Source organism: Hymenobacter jejuensis (genome assembly GCF_006337165.1).
Classification (GTDB): domain Bacteria; phylum Bacteroidota; class Bacteroidia; order Cytophagales; family Hymenobacteraceae; genus Hymenobacter; species Hymenobacter jejuensis.
Map to the genome: position 1 here is coordinate 423,030 of NZ_CP040896.1, position 18,771 is coordinate 441,800.

At 56.2% G+C, this 18,771-nt stretch carries 14 protein-coding genes; 3 read left to right on the forward strand and 11 right to left on the reverse strand.

Annotated elements, in window-relative coordinates:
- Window positions 1-33 precede the first annotated feature (33 nt).
- Together FHG12_RS01575 and FHG12_RS01580 are read right to left on the reverse strand one after the other, a co-directional pair.
- Window positions 34-1,686, reverse strand: a complete 1,653-nt coding sequence (locus FHG12_RS01575; RefSeq protein WP_139513912.1) for an ArnT family glycosyltransferase — start codon at window positions 1,684-1,686, stop codon at window positions 34-36.
- 72 nt (window positions 1,687-1,758) lie between these two features.
- A complete protein-coding gene (locus FHG12_RS01580; RefSeq protein WP_174805784.1) occupies window positions 1,759-2,982 on the reverse strand; it encodes a tol-pal system protein YbgF in 1,224 nt (407 codons plus the stop codon).
- Window positions 2,983-3,350: 368 nt separating this feature from the next.
- On the opposite strand from FHG12_RS01580, the gene FHG12_RS01585 reads away from it, so the two are divergent.
- A complete protein-coding gene (locus FHG12_RS01585; protein WP_139513914.1) occupies window positions 3,351-4,838 on the forward strand; it encodes an SDR family oxidoreductase in 1,488 nt (495 codons plus the stop codon).
- A 28-nt stretch (window positions 4,839-4,866) separates the two neighbouring features.
- Here the strand turns inward: FHG12_RS01585 and FHG12_RS01590 are convergent, their stop codons facing one another.
- The 9 genes from FHG12_RS01590 to FHG12_RS01630 all read right to left on the reverse strand — a co-directional run bounded on the left by FHG12_RS01590 (window position 4,867) and on the right by FHG12_RS01630 (window position 15,233).
- Complete coding sequence (locus tag FHG12_RS01590) at window positions 4,867-5,097, reverse strand: DUF2905 domain-containing protein (protein ID WP_139513916.1); 231 nt, start codon at window positions 5,095-5,097, stop codon at window positions 4,867-4,869.
- 32 nt (window positions 5,098-5,129) lie between these two features.
- The gene (locus FHG12_RS01595) at window positions 5,130-5,402 is read right to left on the reverse strand and encodes a hypothetical protein (protein WP_139513918.1); all 273 of its coding nucleotides are present in this window, start codon (window positions 5,400-5,402) and stop codon (window positions 5,130-5,132) included.
- A 168-nt stretch (window positions 5,403-5,570) separates the two neighbouring features.
- Window positions 5,571-6,551: a DUF6438 domain-containing protein gene (locus FHG12_RS01600; protein ID WP_139513920.1), complete on the reverse strand. Its 981-nt coding sequence runs from the start codon at window positions 6,549-6,551 to the stop codon at window positions 5,571-5,573.
- A 78-nt stretch (window positions 6,552-6,629) separates the two neighbouring features.
- Window positions 6,630-9,179, reverse strand: a complete 2,550-nt coding sequence (locus FHG12_RS01605) for a type IA DNA topoisomerase (RefSeq protein ID WP_139513922.1) — start codon at window positions 9,177-9,179, stop codon at window positions 6,630-6,632.
- A 139-nt stretch (window positions 9,180-9,318) separates the two neighbouring features.
- Complete coding sequence (locus FHG12_RS01610) at window positions 9,319-10,263, reverse strand: NAD(P)-dependent alcohol dehydrogenase (RefSeq protein WP_139513924.1); 945 nt, start codon at window positions 10,261-10,263, stop codon at window positions 9,319-9,321.
- 199 nt (window positions 10,264-10,462) lie between these two features.
- Entirely contained in the window at window positions 10,463-11,224 is a 762-nt protein-coding gene (locus FHG12_RS01615; RefSeq protein ID WP_139513926.1) for a carbonic anhydrase, read from the reverse strand.
- A gap of 85 nt (window positions 11,225-11,309) precedes the next feature.
- Window positions 11,310-12,920, reverse strand: a complete 1,611-nt coding sequence (locus FHG12_RS01620) for a SulP family inorganic anion transporter (protein WP_139513928.1) — start codon at window positions 12,918-12,920, stop codon at window positions 11,310-11,312.
- 138 nt (window positions 12,921-13,058) lie between these two features.
- Window positions 13,059-14,459, reverse strand: a complete 1,401-nt coding sequence (locus FHG12_RS01625; RefSeq protein WP_139513930.1) for a sensor histidine kinase — start codon at window positions 14,457-14,459, stop codon at window positions 13,059-13,061.
- A gap of 96 nt (window positions 14,460-14,555) precedes the next feature.
- On the reverse strand, window positions 14,556-15,233 hold the full coding sequence (locus FHG12_RS01630) for a response regulator (RefSeq protein WP_139513932.1): 678 nt from the start codon (window positions 15,231-15,233) through the stop codon (window positions 14,556-14,558).
- Between the two features lie 310 nt (window positions 15,234-15,543).
- Here FHG12_RS01630 and FHG12_RS01635 point away from each other — a divergent pair, with 310 nt between their 5' ends.
- Entirely contained in the window at window positions 15,544-16,317 is a 774-nt protein-coding gene (locus FHG12_RS01635) for a polysaccharide biosynthesis/export family protein (RefSeq protein ID WP_139513934.1), read from the forward strand.
- Between the two features lie 33 nt (window positions 16,318-16,350).
- Window positions 16,351-18,741: an exopolysaccharide transport family protein gene (locus FHG12_RS01640; protein WP_139513936.1), complete on the forward strand. Its 2,391-nt coding sequence runs from the start codon at window positions 16,351-16,353 to the stop codon at window positions 18,739-18,741.
- Window positions 18,742-18,771 lie beyond the last annotated feature (30 nt).

Here is an 18,771-nt window from a genome sequence, read left to right on the forward strand (position 1 = left end):
CTTACCATAGAAGGAACGAGAAAGCGTAAGGCATCAGTAATACACCGTCCACTTTCCTAAGTGCTGATGCTGGGTAAAGGAACGCAGCATCCATTGGCGCTCAGGCTTCAGGCTGCCTTTCACCAGCAGCACAGGACGCTGCGCAAACAATTGATTAACAGCATCTTGCTGTTTGGCATCGTGGAGATAAATCAGTGTGTTGCGCCAAACAGCAGAGGGCTCGAACTGGGTTTCGCGGTCGAGGTTGTGGTTGCCATCGTTGAGCGATACCGGGATGCGGCCCGTTTCAAAGGCCAAAGCTGGCAGCAATTCATTGTAGACTAGCACTTTCCTGTTTTCCAGATGCCGTTGTTTTATGAAATAAGCAAGCGGCCGGGCGCCGTTGAAATCCAGCTCGTTCTGTTGCATCAGCGGCTTAACTGAAATCAAGAGGGCAACGGTAAACAACACGCTCGCTACCAATATTCTAGGCGCAATTCGAATCTGGCTCCAGAGCGTGAGCGTGAGGATCATAACCAGAATGCCAGCAGCCGGCCAGATGGCAGAAAACGGACTGGCCTGCAACGGTACGTCCGTGACGGTTACCACCACTGGCAGCATGCACAAGGTTGCCAGCACCGCGCCGTAAAACGCCACGAACCCCACATACCACCGATACAGTACGCCGTCGGTGAGGCGCCCCAGGTAGTAGACGGTAAGCAACGCCACGCCCGGAAAGATTGGCAGCACGTACAGCAGCAGCTTGGATTTCGAGATCGAGAAAAACACCAGCGGCAGCAACACCCAGAAGATGAGCACATTGCGCCACTGCTGCGGCACCGAAGCCCAACGCATCCGGATGGCATAGACCAAAAGCGCAGCGGCCCACGGCAAGCTCGTGGCCGGCGCCAGCACTACATAAAACCACCACGGTTTGGCACGGTTGAAAGTCGCCGCATTGGCAAAACGCTCTACGGTATGCTCAAACAGGAAATAGCGCAGAAATGCCGGATTCTCGATGATCAGATACAAATACCAGCTCAAACCCAGCAGCACAAACAACACAATGCCCACGGCGTGATGGATCGTAAACGGTCGGCGCGTTTGCTTCTGCCGGAAATAAAAGCCAATAACGGCCATCAGCGGCAACACAAAACCCACCGGGCCTTTGGTTAGGAACGCCAGGGCCAGCCCCACCCAAAATAGGTACAGCCCCCAGCGACGACCGTCGTGGTAATAGCGCAGGATGCCGTAGGTAGCAGCCAGTTCCAGCGTGGCCAGGTAAGCGTCAGTTGTAACATTTAGTGCCGAGATGAGCACCACGGGCAGTGTACCGTAGATGATCGCTGCGGCCAAGGCCCGTGCGCGGTCGCCCTGAAACAACAGTTGCCCCAAGCCATACACCAGCAGCACTTGCAGCAGCACAGCCAATACAGGCAGAATGCGTACGCCTTCTGCATTCGGCCCAAACAAGGCCAGCCCGGCAGCAGTGAGCCAATACGTTAGCGGGGGCTTGTGAAAATGCTGGATGCCCAGCAAGCGCGGGTGCAGCCAATCCTGGCCGACCAGCATCTCCCGCCCAATTTCGGCGTAACGGGCCTCGCTGCTTTCCAACGGCCCCCAGCTCCCGATGCCCACCAGAAAGGCGACGCCCAACACCAGTACAAACAACCAAAGCCAAGTACGGGACGTGAGGGGAGCAGGCATAACAACGGGAATCTTAGATGGCCAACGCAAAAGCGGTTGCAATGTTAGCCAAAAACCCGCGGCAAGCCGTCCTTACAACTGCGCCAGACTCCGCTTGTTCTTCTTTAGAAAGTCCTTGGCTTCCTGCAAAACATCCGACTTCGGATCGGCTTTTTCGCGCACCACTTGGTAATAGCGGCTGGCCGTACGCATATCCCGCTCGCGGGCGGCAAGACGCGCCAAATTCAGATTGGAATACACGTAGAACGCTCCTTTCAGCTCGCCGGTGGTTTCGGCAAACACGATGCAGCGCTGGAAATAGTCCTTGGCTTTGGCGTCGTCCTTGTAGTATTTCTGCATAAACGAGCCGAGGAAATACGTGGCATAGCGGCCGCTATTACCCTCATAACCAGGCATTCCCTGATTCAGCTTGTCTAGGATTTCTTTGCTTACCCGCTCGCATTCCCGGTCGCGTCCTTCACGAAAACAAAGCAACGCATACAACCGCTGGAAGTAGCCATTGTCCGGGTACATATCGACTAGCTTTTTGGCGATGGGCAGCGCGTTTTCCGGCTTGTTTTCTTCGTTGAGAAAAATGCGCATCAGAAAAAACTTCGCCTCGTTGCCGGTATAGAAGCCGTTGTCGGCCACGTTCTTGAGCTGCACCAAGCCTAGTTGCCGGTTGCCCTTGGGGAAGAAAAGTAGTACGGGTTTCAGCAGCGGGTAGGTTTCCGAAATCCAGACGGCGTAATAGTTAATAAGCGCTTGCCCGAACATAAATTCTGGACTTAATCCGTTGGCTTCCTGACACTTATTCAAATACGTCAGGGCGTGCTTGGCCCGAAAAGTGGCCTCGGTCCAGTTGCCCCGCTCCGAGCTTAGGCGCGCATTGAAACCGTAGGCTGCAGCCAGAAAGAAGCAGGCTTCGTAGTTTTTGTTGTCGCGCTTGTAGAGCTGCTCGCCTTTGGTGATGGCCGTGTCCATGTAGGCGAAAAAGATCTTGTCGTACTGCTTCGTTTGCAGATTCGTCGGTTGGATCTTCCACCAGGTGCTCAGGCCCAGCAGGAAGTAGGGCATCGGGTGCTGGGGGTAGCGGCGGCGCAGCGAGCGGAACTGCTTTTCGGCCTTGTCGTACTTGAAGTTGTAGAGGTTCTGCACGGCTCCCTCCAACTCCAACTGGATGTCCTTATCCATCAGCAGCCAACCGCTGATATCCACCGCTTCGGGCAGAATGTCCACGTTGTCCACGTCGATGTGCCGCATGGGCATCTCCGTAAGTGTGTCAGCCTGTTGGGCCCACACTGCTAGCGGAAACAAGAAGAATAATAGGATAAATTGTAATTTTCTTATCATAACAACGTCTTTATGCCACTCCATTTACCAACATAACCGGCGCTCCCCGCAACAGGACAAAAATATGAACTTCGCGCCTAATGCAGACGAAAAATTGTCTTTATCCGTCTTACAAAAGCATCACATAAACAATACCAAAATAATAATTACCTGATCATAAAATTGAATTATACTCATTAAGCTCTTTATAAATCTACGTGTGCTCTTCTGATAAGTCCGGTAGGCTTATGGGAAAAGCCTAGAGTTCAGCCGCTTACCGCAATCAATTATCATTGACGCCTTAACTACTGCGCAGTTAGGCGGTTCTAGTGGTACCACCATTTCAATGGGCCATGAAAATTCTGCTTACCGGCGCTACGGGCTACATTGGCCAACGCCTATTGCCGCTGCTCGTAAAAGCCGGCCACGATGTGGTATGCTTGGTGCGCGACGAGCGGCGCTTTGAGCTACCCGAGAGCTTGCGCTCGCGCGTGACAGTGGCCCAAGGTGATTTGCTACAGCCCGACTCGCTCCACGACCTGCCCCTGGACTTGGATGCCGCGTATTACCTCGTGCACTCGATGAGTGGGCACACCAAAAACTTCGTGCGGCTGGAGCAACAGTCGGCGTATAATTTCACGCAGTACCTCAACCGCACAACGGCGCAGCAGGTCATCTACCTCAGTGGCATTGCCAACGACCGCGCCCTGAGCGCGCATCTGCGTTCGCGTAGGGCCGTGGAGAAAGTGCTCAAAAAGGCCGAACGAGCAGCCCTTACCGTGCTGCGAGCCAGTATCATAATCGGCTCAGGATCAGCATCTTTTGAAATTATTCGGGATTTGGTCGAAAAGCTCCCCGTGATGGTGACGCCGCGGTGGCTCAACTCACGCTGCCAGCCCATCGGCGTGCGCGACATCATGTTCTACCTCACGGCAGTGCTCGCCAACCCAGCTTGCTATACTACTTCCTTCGACGTCGGCGGACCGGACGTACTGACCTACAAGCAGATGCTGCAAGGTTTGGCGGCCGTACGCGGCTATCGGCGCTACATTATCACGGTGCCTGTGCTCACGCCGCGGCTGTCGTCGTGGTGGCTGTATCTGGTTACCAGCACCACATTTTCACTAGCTCAGAGCTTGGTAGAAAGCCTGCGCAACGATACCATCGTGGCCCGCAAACGCAGCATTGAGGCCGTGGTGCCGCACGCGTGCATGAGCTACAGCGAAGCATTGAAGCTGGCCTTTTCGCGCATCGAGCAAAACGAAGTGGTGAGCAGTTGGAGCGACGCGCTCAGCAGCGGCGTGATCGAGAAGAACTACATGGACTTCGTGCAAATTCCTCAGAACGGCATGCTCACCGATCGGCAGACGTTGCGCTTCACCCGCGACCCCGACGAAGTGCTGCGCAACATCTGGAGCATTGGCGGCGACAGGGGCTGGTACAAAGTCGATTGGCTTTGGCGCCTGCGTGGGCTGATGGACAAGGCCGTGGGCGGCGTAGGCCTGCGGCGCGGGCGCCGCTCCCCCACCGACTTACGCGCCGGCGACCCCCTGGACTTTTGGCGCGTACTTGTCGCCGACCGCAAAAACCGTCGGCTGCTTCTCTATGCCGAAATGAAATTGCCCGGTGAGGCATGGCTGCAATTTCGCATCATTCCTAACCCCGATGGCACGCACACGCTGGAACAGTTGGCTGCTTTCCGGCCGCAAGGCCTAGCCGGTCGCCTATATTGGTACTCGCTGGTACCGTTCCACTTTGTCATCTTCAAGGGCATGATTGAAAACATCGTCTACTATCCGGTGGCGCCCACGCATCACCCTGTGCTGTCGGCACCTGAATAGTATCTACTTGATGATCAATTAGTTGCAATCAACCCCCAAGCCGCCGCACAAGCCACAAAACGAGGCTCAACAATACGCTTAGCAGCAGCATCGACACCCAGGGCGCGTAGAAGCGGAAGCCGGGCCGCTCCACGCGGATATCGCCGGGCAGGCGGCCAAACCAGCTGAACCAGTTGCCGCCGCCCAGCCACACGATCGCACCCAGCACGACAAGCACGAAACCAGCAATGAGTATCAGCTTTCCGATCTGAGGCGTCATAACAGTAAACAGTTGCGAACCAGCTAATTGTGCTAGTTCCAGAGCTGCGTAAACACAAGCACTATTCCGATCACGACTAGGGCGTATACGAGCAAAGCCAGCCATTCAGCCCGCTGCTTGAAGTCGTAGGGATACTTGTTGCGGGCTTGCTGCTGTACCCAAATGGAGGCAAACGTGCCACCAGCCGCCAAAATTAAACCCGGTGTTTGCGGAATCGCCTGCCGAAACAAGAGCAGCAACGCCACCAGCGGCAGCAAACCGACGAGATACCCCATCAAGCGGGCGGTGAACAGATTGGAAGGCATGGCGCAGGGGCAAAAATCAGGGCGTTGCTGAGACAACAGCGGTGCAAATCGCGAAGTAACATACTATCCGGCCGATAGCTTAATCAGGAATAGGGATCAAAATATAAATAACTGACAATCAATTATTTACAAAGATAAGGTTTGCATGGTTTTCTGCCAGAACAACATTTATTGGACGGGCTGCCAGACTTGTGTGCGACGGAGCTGGTGCAGCAGCGCATATACTTGGCGCAAGCCAAACGTACCGGCTTCGCCCACGTCGTAGATGACTTTTTTCCGCCCGCGATTGTAGGTAACAGTGAGCGTGCTGCGCGGTATGTGATTGAGGGTCAGGCGGTATTCGTTGCGCAAACGTGGAAAGTTGAGGTAGATCAGCAACGACGCGATTTCGTCGTAAGCACGCGGACTGATGGTAGCTGTCAGGTGCTCGGCAGTGATGTTGGCGGGCGCTAGAATAGGCGCTTCTGTGAAGCTATAAGTGGCTTTGCCGTCGGCGCCAATCGTCAGCTCCGATTGCGACGAGGTGTGATACGCAAACGAAGATGTGAATTCGATTTTCTCAATCTGGTACTGGTATTCCTTGCGCGTATATTCAACAAAGCCGCCGAACCGATGCGCCAACAGGAACTCCTGCCGATCACTCAACGAATCTGTGTTGTAAAATGAGTTGGCGTAGTCAACGTACCGGATCAGCGGCAGCACTCCATCGTATACGACTTGCGGCACGGCGCAAGTGCGAAAAAACTGGCGCTCAAACGGCTCGATATAAAACCGGTTATTGCCCGAATCGAGTACACATACCACGTTGCTTTTCGCGTCGGCATCCCGGCCGATCAGCAGCAGATCGGAATAGCCATTGCCGTCGAAATCAGCTTTTTGCCAAGCCTTTGCGCCGGCTTTCTTCAGTTGGGTTTCGCAGCGTTTATCCGTAAACCGCAACGTATCGCTGACGGTGTAAGTATGGTAGTCGCGGCCGCCTACCTGCTGCACGAAACGCGTGATGTCGGCCGCCGAATTTAGGGCGTCAATCTGATTGGGAAAGTGCTCGCGGGCGCTGTCCGCGGGGCGATCGGAAAGCACCAGCTTGCTGGGAGCGCAACTACACAATACAGCAAGAGTAACGGCCCACAACGGTCCAGCAATACGCATAGCAATCAGCTCAGGAAAGCGAAAAAGCGGAGCCGATGGCTGGCTCCGCCCTCCCCAATATACGGCTCGCGCAACTCCTTATTTCTGGTCGAACACGAATTCCACGCGGCCTTCCGGCGATACCGTCAGGGCCGCTTCAAACTTCTGCCCCGTGCGCTGTGAAACAAAGCCCCGAATGGTGCCGGTTTTGCCACGGCGCAGCAGCTGCACGATTTGCGCATCCGTGAGCATGCGCCCGCACAGCTCCAGCGGCACCCGAAACTGGCAATCTTCGCGGAAACGCGAGCAGCCGTACGCCGTTTTGCCCTTGAGCATGGTGCCCAGGCGGCACACCGGACACGGAATTTGCTGGGGTGCTTCGGCCGTGGCGGGTTTGCTTTCGGCGGCGCGCACCAGTTCCAGCGTGTGCTGGGGCGTCAGGCGAACTGCCGCGTCGAACTTCTGGCCCAAGTCGTCGATAAACCCTTTGATGACGGGTGTGCGGCCTTTTGCAAGCAGGGCGTGTATCTGCTTGTCCGTCAGATTTTTACCCTCAAATTGCGTGGGCAGGCGCAACTGACAGCCTTCGCGCCACCGCGAGCAGCCAAACGCCGATTTGCCCTTGAGTACATGGCCTTCGCCACACGCCGGGCAAGTGCCCAAGCTACCCGGCACGGCCGGCGCAGTCGCAGCTTTGGCAGGTGCTTTTGCTAATACCGCCGCGCCTTTCGCGCCGGCGGCGCTCGTGGCGTCGGCCGCGTTGGCCACCGTAATGCCCCGGCCAGACCCGTCTTGCTTTACCTCCAGCACCATTTCGCGCACCAGTCCTTTCAGCTCGCTCAGAAACTGATCGGGGGCTAAGCTGCCGCCCTCAATCTGGCGCAGCTTCCGCTCCCACTGCCCGGTCAGCTCTGCCGATTTCAGCGTGGGGTTACGGATCAGGCCAATCAGCTCGACGCCCGTGGGCGTGGGCACGATGCGCTTTTTGTCGCGTCGAATATAGCCGCGCTTAAACAGCGTTTCGATGATGGCCGCGCGCGTGCTGGGCCGCCCAATGCCATTTTCTTTCATGGCTTGGCGCAGCTCGTCGTCGTCGATGTTGCGACCGGCCGTTTCCATGCCGCGCAGCAACATCGCCTCGGTGTATTCGCGCGGCGGCTGAGTTACTTTTTGGTCGAGGCGCGGCTTGTGCGGGCCGCTTTCGTCTTTCACGAAGTTGGGCAACACGGTATTCACCACGTCATCGTCGCCTTCGGTAGCCGCTTTGGGCGTAGATGGCGCCTGCTGCTTTTCCGGATCGCCGTACACCACGCGCCAGCCCGGATTCAGAATTTGCCGGCCGCGCACCCGGAACGGATACCCCCCGGCTTCTGCCGTCACGGTTGTGTTGCTGACTTCGCAATCGGGATAAAACGCCGCCAGAAAGCGCCGCACGATAATGTCGTACACGCTCGACTCGTTGCCGCCCAAGCCACCCGCGCTCGCGCCCGTCGGGATGATGGCGTGGTGATCGGTAACTTTGTTGTTGTTGAAAACCTTGGTCGATTTACGAATCTTATCGGCCAACAGCGGCTGCGTAAGGCCCTGATAGCCACCTAGTCCGCGCAAAATCCCCGGAATCTTGGCGTACTGGTCGTCGGGCAGAAACGTAGTATCGACACGCGGGTAACTGACCACCTTTTTCTCGTACAGGCTCTGTACCGTCTTGAGCGTATCTTCGGCCGACAGCCCCAGCTGGTTGTTGCACTGCACCTGCAACGAAGTCAGGTCAAACAGCGACGGCGGCGACTCATAAGCTTTCTTGATTTCGACGCCTGTTACGGTAAGCGGCACGTCCTTCACGGCCAGCATGGCGGCGTCGGCTTCCTCTTGGCTCACGAAGTAACCGCGGGCTTTCAGGCGGGCTTTTTCGTCGGGCTCGTCGTCCTCGGCTTTGCCTTTTTTGGGCGGCGCCACGTGGCTGAACAGCGTGCCACGGTACTCAGTGCGCAACACCCAATACGGCTCCGGCTTGAAGTTCTGAATCTCGTGGTAGCGATCGACCAGCAGCGCCAGCGTGGGCGTCTGCACCCGGCCGAGGCTCAGCACTTGGCGCTGCCCGGCGGCGTATTTTAAGGTAAACAAACGCGTTGCGTTCAGTCCCAACAGCCAGTCGCCCACGGCGCGGCTCTTGCCGGCTTGGTACAGCCGATCAAACTCCGCCCCGTCGCGCAGATTTGCAAACCCCTGACGGATAGCCTCTTCCGTAAGCGACGAAATCCAGAGGCGTTTGAAAGGTTTGCGGTATTTGGCTTCCGTCAGCACCCAGCGCTGGATCACTTCGCCTTCCTGCCCAGCGTCGCCGCAGTTGATGACTTCTTCGGCGTTGGCCAGCAGATTTTTGATCACGTTGAACTGCCGCACCACGCCGTCGTCGCGGCGCATGAGCTTGATGCCGAAGTTGTCGGGCATCATGGGCAAGTCGTGGATGCTCCAGCGCTTCCACTCGGCACGGTAGTCCTCGGGCTCTTTGAGCTGGCAGAAGTGCCCAAAGGTCCAGGTGACTTGGTAGCCGTTGCCTTCGTAATAGCCGTCCATGCGGCGGTTGGCACCGAGCACGTTGGCAATTTCGCGGGCTACGCTAGGCTTTTCGGCAATACAGACTTTCAAATCGCTGGTTCTCGCTGAATTTGTTGATTTCGCCGAGGCCAAGGCTTCAGCGACTAAACAACAAAGATACGGCGAGAAAAAGTCGATTTATACGCCCGCTTATCCGCTGGTTATACGGCCTGCGCGTGGCTCTACCCAATCATTCCACAGTCAGCACGATCTTGCCGGCCGCCCCGCCCTTTTCGCTGTAGCGGTGCGCCTCGGCCGTTTCGGCCAGCGGGAATGTTTTATCGATGACGGGCTTGAGGACGTCTGTTCGCAACCAATTGGCAATGAGCGACATATCAGCACCACGGTTTTTGGCCATGAAAGCCAGCATTTTCTTGTTGGAGAGCGAAGCGGCCAGCATCCCGAGCGCCACATCTTTGGGGTTAGGGGCCGTCGTGACGTAGCGGCCGCCATTGCGCAGGCTGGCCTTGCTGTCGATGAAATTGGTTTTGCCCACAGCATCAAAAATGATGTCGTAGCGGCTGGCGTCCTTCGTAAAGTCGTGCTCTTTGTGGTTGATGACGCGGTCGGCGCCGAGGCTGCGTACCAGCTCCACGTTGTCGGGGCCGCACACGCCCGTGATTTCGCCCGCGCCTAGCGCTCGTGCCAGCTGCACGCCCATCGAGCCCACGCCACCCGAGGCTCCATTGATCAGCACCCGATCGCCGGAGAGCAGCTTGGCGTGGTTGTGCAACGCTTGCAAAGCCGTGAGGGCTGCCAACGGCACAGCCGCCGCCTGCTCAAACGACAGATTATCAGGAATAAACGCCAGCACTGTTGCGTCCACGGCGGCATACTCGGCGTTGGCCCCACCGATGCCGATGGGCATGCCGAACACGCGATCACCGATTCGAAAGCGCGTAACCTCGTCGCCGATGGCAGCCACTGCGCCGGCAATGTCGCGGCCCGGAATCTTTGGGAAGATGCGGTCCGTCATCATCTTGGCTGAGCCGTCGCGCACTTTCCAATCAACGGGATTGACGCTACTCGCTCGCACGCGCACCAACACCTGATCGCTTTTGATTTTGGGAGTGGGCTGCTCGCCAAATTGCAGCACTTCGGCTGGGCCGTACTCGGTATAGTAAATCGCTTTCATGGCAACAAGAAGTTAGCGCCGCGTTTCTTAACCGTGCGGCGACAGATAGTGGATACGCGGATCGCCTAGTCCCGTTTCAAGCTGATACACAAGCATTTATCCTTACGCGTAATCAATTGATTATCAAATTATTACAAACAAAAACCTCCGCAACCAAGGGCTGCGGAGGTTTTACTCTCACCAAAACCAAGAGGGATCTTTAGCCGACCTTACGCATGAGCTGATCTTGCTCCTCGGCAGACTTAATGGCTTTTGCCTTTTTCTTTTCGGCCGTTCCTTCCGGTGTTTCCTCCGGCTGGGTAGCGGGTTCCGGCTGAGCAGCAGCATCCGACTGCGCGGAGGCTTCAGTGCCGTAGATGTGGACAAACTCTTCGAGCATGTCGGTTTTCACTTCCAGGTTGTGCAGCACGCCGTCGTGGATGTCGTAGACGAGGCCGTGCAGACGCGGCGGGTTTTCGCTGCGCATGGCGTTCTGGATGATGTTGGTCTTGGCCAGGTTACGCACCTGCTCGATCACGTTGAGATCGACGAGGCGGCGCAGGCGATTTTTCTCATCGCTGATGCGCAGCAACTCGGTTTCGTGCAGGCGAATTACATCCCGAATGTTAGTCAGCCAGTTGTCAATCAGGCCATACTGTTTATTGGAAGCCGCGGCTGCTACGCCGCCGCAACCGTAGTGGCCGACGATCATAATATCTTGTACGCCAAGCACTTCCACGGCATATTGCAGCACCGAAAGCAGGTTCATATCGGAGTTGACGACGAGGTTGGCGATGTTGCGGTGCACAAACATTTCGCCGGGGCCAGTGCCCGTGATGGCGCTGGCAGGCACCCGCGAGTCGGAGCACCCGATGAAAAGGTAGCGCGGCTTCTGACCGGTGGCCAAGCGGTTGAAATAGTCCGGATCTTGGGCCATTTTTTCTTCAACCCATTTACGGTTATTAGCCAGAATTTCTTCCATGTTCAGTTATCGGTAAGCAGTGTTTTTTGAGAAGATTGCCTTTTTATAAATACCTCACTATAAGATATTTATAATGAGGCCCAAATTAATGCCCCAGTACGGCTACCTGCGGAATCGCGCGCAGCTCCAAGTTGATGCCGCGCTCGTCTGCCGTTTGGCGGAAGTTTTCAATAGCCTCTAGCACATCGTAGTCGATGGAAACCGAATCGGAGCCATCGAGGATGACGTGGGTACCGGCTTTGAAACGATCCAGGGTAGTAATAATACTGGCTTTGTTAAGGAAAGATACGTGTTCGCTGAGCTTTAGGTGAATGGTATTGTGCTCACGCACCGGCTCGCGGTGAAAGAAAAAGGCCGATTCGAGGTTGGCTTTCAGGATAAAGAAAACGCCAACGGCCAAGCCAACGCACACGCCCTTGAGTAAGTCGGTGAACAAAATGGCGACCACCGTCACGATGAAGGGCATAAACTGCTCCCAGCCCAGTTTCCATTGGGTGCGGTACAGGGCGGGCTTGGTCAGCTTGAAGCCTACCATCAGCAGCACGGCCGCCAGCGCCGAAAGCGGAATGAGGTTGAGGAAGGGCGCCAGAAACAAGATGCTCATCAACAGCAGCAGCCCGTGGATAAAGGCCGACATCTTGGTTTGGGCACCGGCATTGATGTTGGCCGAGCTGCGCACGATCACGGCCGTCATGGGCAAGCCACCAACCAGGGCCGCCACGATGTTGCCGACGCCTTGCGCCTTCAGCTCGCGGTTGGGAGCCGTGTGACGCTTGTGCGGGTCCAGCTTATCCACGGCTTCCACGCTCAGCAGGCTTTCCAAGGAAGCCACAATGGCAATGGTGAACGCGACGCCGTACGTAATAGGTTTGGTCAGGGCGCTCCAATCGGGAAAAGTTAGCTCCCCGATCAGGCCCATCAGCGACGATACCACGGGCAGTTTTACCAAGTGATCGGGGTTGATGCGCAGGGCAGGCGAAGCCGAGCTGAGGGCCACGTTCATCCCGATGGAAATCAACACCACCAGCAAGGCTGCGGGCACCTTCCGGATGGCGGTCAGGCGTTGCATGGGCTTGCTCTCCCACGCCAGCAGGATGCCTATCGACACCAAGCCAATCAAGGTTGAGCCCAAGCTAATGGCCTTGAAAGCCGTACCGATGGCCGAAAACGTGTTCTGCCCATTAAACTGAAAGAAATCCATGTCCTCGAAGTAGTCGGTATCGGCCCCGAGGAAGTGTGGTATTTGCTTGAGAATCAGGATCAGACCGATGGCGGCCAACATGCCTTTAATTACCGACGAGGGAAAATACATCCCGATGATGCCGGCTCGCAGAAACCCAAGCGCCAGCTGAATCAGGCCGGCGATGACGGTAGCGGCGAGCAACGCCTGGAAAGAGCCTAAGGTATTGATAGCGGTCAGTACAATGACGGTGAGGCCGGCCGCCGGCCCGCTCACGCTCAGCTGCGATCCGCTAAGCCACGACACCAGCACGCCGCCTACTATGCCCGTAATCACTCCGGACAGCAGCGGCGCACCCGATGCGAGCGAGATGCCCAGACACAACGGAAGCGCTACCAAAAACACGACGAGCCCCGCGGGCGCGTCTTTCGAAATTGTTTTTAGATAATTAGCAGTCGGAGCCGAATCGACCGCGGAAGACTGCTTAACATTTTTGGCGGGAGCGGTTTGGATCATGGTCTTGCAGATAGCAACAAGGATTTGCCATTCCGACAGGAATAGAGTTTACCAGTATTGTGCTACAAGTGTAGGAGTGCCCGGTTAAGACCGCGTTAAAAGAGAATTAAAAGGGTATTAAAACCATAAAAGGTGCCCTTATGCGCGCAGGGCGGGCATTCGGAGGCTCACTTTTGTGCCCGCTCCCAACTGGCTTTCTACCTGAATTGCACCGCTGTGCAGCGACATGATTTTGGCCGTCAGGGGCAGGCCGATGCCGTGGCCGGGCACGTCGCGCACGGTTTCGGCCCGGAAGAATGGCACAAAGACCTGTTGGCGATCGGCCTCGCTCATGCCCATGCCGTGGTCGCTGACTTCTAGCTGCACGTAGTCGCGCAGGCTGGTGAGCACGGCCGTTACGGGCTGCTGGCTGTCTTTGGAAAACTTGCAGGCATTTTCCATCACATTGAGCACCGCCGACAGCAGGAGCGCCTCGTTGCCCAGTACTGTATAAGGAGCGTTTTCCCGACCCGGAGCCGGATCGCCAAACTCCAGGTCGATGCGGCAGGTGGGGTGGCGGCGCTGCACTTCCTCGTGCGCCTGCAACAACAGCTCGTCGAAGCGGACGGGCTTAAGGGGCACCTGCGATGGGTCGTCGGAGGCCCGCGCGATTTGCAGCAGCCCGTTGGTGAGGGCCGTGAGCATCCGGGCCGCGTCGAGGGTACTTTGCAGCACCCTGCGGTATTCGGCCGGGCTCCGCTCTTGCAGCAGCGCGACTTCCAGTTCGCCCATCAGGGCCGTGAGCGGAGTTCGCAACTCATGCGAAGCATCGCGCACGAAAGTGCGCTGGCCGGCAAAGGCCGTTTCGAGGCGGTTGAGAAGGCTGTTGAAGCGTTGGGCCAGCAACGATACTTCGTCTTGCCCATCGGCCTGCGAAAGACGCCGGTGCAAATCGGAAGCCGTAATACTATCTACCTCACGCACAACACGTTGCATAGGCCGCAGGGCTAAGCCGGCGAAGAACCACCCCCCGATGCCTACTATAATAAAGGAGATGAGCAGGCCGCTGAGCAAAATGACGCGCAGGTTGCGCAGCTTTTCGCGGCTGTCGATGTCGACCGACGACGCTACTACCACGAAGTCGCCGCGCCGTGCATCGCGGTACAGCAGCCCCACCGATTGGCGGAAGTCGTCGGACAACTGCACTTCGCGGCCGCTGGCCCTTACTTGGCGTAATAATAAGGAAGGAACTGGCTGCTGACTCTTCTGCCCTTCCCAGAACACCAGCTTGTTGTGCGCGTCGTACACGCGGGCTTCTTCTTCGGGCAAGGTGCGATAAAACTGCGCCAAGTAGCGCCGATACGAAGCCCGGCTGGCCTCGTCGCGGTTGGTGCCGTCGAGGTAGACGTGCGCCACGATGCGCGCACGCGCAAACAGATTGTCGGTGAACGACTCGCGCCGCGAGTGCGCCGTGACGAAGTAAATCACCAACGAGAATAGCATCAGCGTGAACGCCAGAATCGCGGCAAACTGCAGTGCTAAACGGGTGCGAATGGTCATAAAAGCGGAACTGCGGCTAGTGGCCAATGCGGCCTAAAGAAATGTACTTTCATAACTCGTTATATATCAATTAATTATGAAATAAGGCTTTTGCACTCAATCTTCTTTCATAACGTAGCCCATGCCCACGAGCGTGTGAATGAGTTTGGGCGAGAAGTCTTTGTCCACCTTTTTGCGGAGGAAGTTGATGTACACGTCGATAACGTTTGAACCCGTATCAAACGAGGTCTCCCAGACGTGTTCTAAGATGTCCACGCGCGAGACCACCCGGCCTTGGTTGCGCAGCAAATATTCGAGCAGGGCAAATTCGCGGGCCGTCAGCTGAATGGTTTGCCCGGCCCGCTGCACCGACTTGCGGGCCGGGTCCAGCACGAGGTCGGCCAGCCGCATGGAAGCTTCGGTGGCCGGCGCCTCCTGCCGCCGCCGGGCCAGCGCCCGGATGCGGGCCAATAACTCCTGAAACGCAAACGGCTTGACCAGGTAATCGTCGGCGCCGGCATCGAGCCCCCGAATTTTATCGTCGGTTTCGCCGAGCGCCGTGAGCATTAGAATGGGTACGCTGCTGTTCTGCGCCCGGATGCGGCGGCAGACTTCCAGGCCGCTCATGCCGGGCAGCAATTGGTCGAGGATAATAAGATCGTATCCATTTACCAGCCCCAACCGTAAGCCGAGCAATCCGTCCGAAGCTATGTCGACATTGTACGTTTGTTCCGTTAGTCCTTTCTGGAGAAAGGCTGCCACCTTGGGTTCGTCTTCTACCAATAAAATTTTCATGCTCAAGTATACGAAGCCCCACAGTAAGCCGTGCGAAAACGGCTGTGAGGCCCCATTTGACGGATTCTGAAACCCCGTGAGTTAGAGGACAATGCAAATGCGGTTTGGCATAATTTTGTTATTAAGTGCAAGTTTATGGCAAAATATTTTAATTATTTCTTGTCATTGCGAAAATCATCCAATACTTTTATGGAAAAGTACTAGCTCAAATCCGCTCGCATCTTTTGCTTTCAAACTTTTCGATAGTTGCCTTTTTTCACACCCTTCCTGATCTGTCACGCCCCCTACTCCACCGTTAATTTCCTCAAGCATGTCTCACTACCGACTACTGATTTTCCTATTGCTCGCATCCTTTACTTCCTGCATTCCCAGCAAAGACATCAGCTACCTGCAAGGCCAGAAATACTCGCTCAACAAGGCTTCGGAGGTGAGCAACCAGCGGCCTGAGTACCACTTGCAGGCCAATGACATCCTGAATATTGCGGTACAAAGCGCCCAACCCGAATTGTCCCGCGTGTTTAGCCTCACCGAATCGACGAGCCCCTTTGGCACCAGCGATCCGGGGGCTACGTACCTCAACGGTTATGTAATTGACAACAATGGCAACATCACACTTCCTACGGCAGGCAAGCTTCCGGTACAGGGCCTCACCTTGTTGCAGGCGCAGGATGTAGTGCAGAAGGCGGTTAACAATTACATGCGCGGCACCACCGTCATCGTGAAGTTGGTAAACTTTAAGATAACTGTTTTGGGTGAAGTACGTAATCCGGGCGCTTACTACATCCAGAACCCCTCCACCAACCTGCTCCAGGGCTTGGGCTTGGCCGGCGACCTTACCACGTTAGGCAACCGCCGCAACGTAAAGCTGATCCGCCAGACGCCTACCGGCTCCGAAGTAACGCTCATCGACTTGACCCGCGCCGACCTCTTAACATCTAATTATTACTATCTTCTACCCAACGATGTACTCTACGTGGAGCCAAGCAAAGCAGTGACCCAACGCGGCAATTTGACTAACTTGGGGATTGTCTTTTCGGGTATCACCACCATCGTATTGCTCCTGAACTACTTCGGGGTCAAATAAACATCACCTTGCAATTACTACTCAGCTACGCATATGAAGACGCATGATAGAGCTGATGAGCTGAACGTCAATACGTTGCTCTTTAAGTTCCAGAGATATTGGTATTTGTTTGTGGGGGCTGTGGGCTTGGCGCTGGCTTTTGCCTACTTCAAAATCCAGACTACCCAGCCTACTTATAGCTTCCACTCGACTATTCTGCTCGCCGACCGGGCTACACCGGGTTCGCGGGGCACCCAGGAGCTGCTCACGATGGATGGCCAAGGCAAGGAAACCAAGGTGGAAGACGAGATCGGCCTCCTGACTTCCACCTCCATCATGGAGCAAAGCCTGCGTAAGCTCGATTTTTCGGTATCGTATTATCTGATTCCAAACTCCTGGCTCAATAAGCTTGGCAATTTGCAAATCCGTGAGCAGTACGAAGATGCGGCTTATCGCGTACGCGTCGACACGCTGCATCCCCAAGTAAGCGGGGTGCAATTTTTCGTCGAGCAGCTTCCCAACGGCTCCTACCACGTGCATGGCAAGGGCGAGAACGCCAGCGTCATTGAAGTGCCCACGGGCAAAACCGTGAACCTGCTGCCCGAATTTGAGTTTGACAAAGAAGTGAAGCCGGGCGAATCGGTGGTGCTGCCCAACCTGTCCTTCACCGTCAATCCGGCTCCTGGCGTATTGCCCAGCACCATCACGAACACGATCACAAGCGGCAACCAGTACTTCTTTACGATCAACAGCCTCAAAAACTTAGCGGCTGAGTATCAGTCGAAAATCACGGTAAAGCCTCGGGAGCGCTACTCACGCGTCCTTGACTTGTATACCAAAGGCAGCGTAGCCAGCCGGGAGCTGCAGTTTCTGAACACCTTGATGGAGACGTACATCAAGAACGACTTGATCGAGAAAAACCGCGACGGCCGCAAAACGTTGGAGTTCATCAACAGCCAGATTGCACACGTTGGCGACTCCCTGCGTCGCTCCGAGGAAGCGTTGGCTTCGTTTCGGGCCCACAACGGCATTGTGGACGAAGGCACCCAGTCGAACTCAGGCATTCAGAAGCTAAGCGATCTGGAATCGCAGCGCGCTCAACTGATCGTTACACGCCGTTCATATGCCCAGGTACTCGACGCGCTCCGCTCCGACCCTGATGGGACCGGCGGCTCGTGGGCCAGCGCTAGCATCGACAACCAAGTGCTTAATAGTCAGCTCACTGAACTCTCGACGCTGATCAACCAGCGCGCAGGCTACTCAGTCAATGCCAATTCGGATAACCCCGTGGTGCAGGTGCTGGAAGGCAAAATCCAGAGCCGCCGCCAAGCTATTCTGCGCAGCATTGCCGGGCAGATTCGCTCGACAGACGCCTCGCTCGACGACCTGACCCGCCGCATCGCTACGGTGCAGGGCAACATCAACCGTATGCCGGAAAACGAGCGCCAGATGGCGCGTCTGCGCAATATATCGGGCATCAACGATCGTAACTACACCTTCCTGATGCAGAAGCAATCGGAGGCTTCGATGCTGCTCGCTACCAACGTGAGCGACAAGAAGATAGTAGACCGCGCTCAAATCATGAGTTCCGTGCCGGATAGCCCCAACAAAAACCAGATCTACCTGATTGCCCTGTTGGCTGGCCTGATTCTGCCAGCTGGTTTTGTGGTACTCCGCGAGCGGACGAAGCAAACGGTGCAAAGCGCCGACGAAATTCGTAACGCAACCAACGCGCCCTTCCTAGGCATTATTGCGGCTGCACCCAAGCCGGTACACATCGTCCGTCGCGACCTGCCGAAATCGGCCGTTACCGAATCGTTCCGGACGGTTCGCGTCAACCTGCAATACGTAGCCACCGGCCCCAGCTCCCGGATCATCGGCTTTACGTCATCCGTATCGGGCGAAGATAAAACCTTCTGCTGCACCAACTTAGCTGCCGAACTAGCTATGTCGGGCCGGCGCACAGTGCTGATTGAAACGGATATGCGCAAGCCAACGCTGGCTGGGTATTTTGGCTTCAATCCCGACAACGCGGGCCTTTCGACGTACCTGAGCGGCGAGTGCACCTTGGCCGAGGCAATGCAGAAGACGGAGTTCCCTAATCTGACGGTCATCACGTCGGGACCGATTCCTTACAATGCGCTTGAACTGCTGGAAGACCCGCGCTTTGGGCAGATGATCACGGGCCTGAGCGAAGAGTATGATTATGTCATCATCGACACGCCGCCTATTGGCTTGGTTTCGGAGTACACCGTGATTCGGCAACACGTTGGCGTAACGGTTTTTGTGGTGCGTCATGCCTACACAAACCGCGAGATGCTGGGCACCATCAACGAGATGCGTCAGTACCACGGCGACACGCCGGTGTATGTGCTGCTCAATGGCGTGAACTACTCAGCCACTTACGAATACCGCTACAAAAAGCAGTCGGCTTACTACGCGTAAGCTTTTCGGCCGCTCTCCCTACCACGCCAT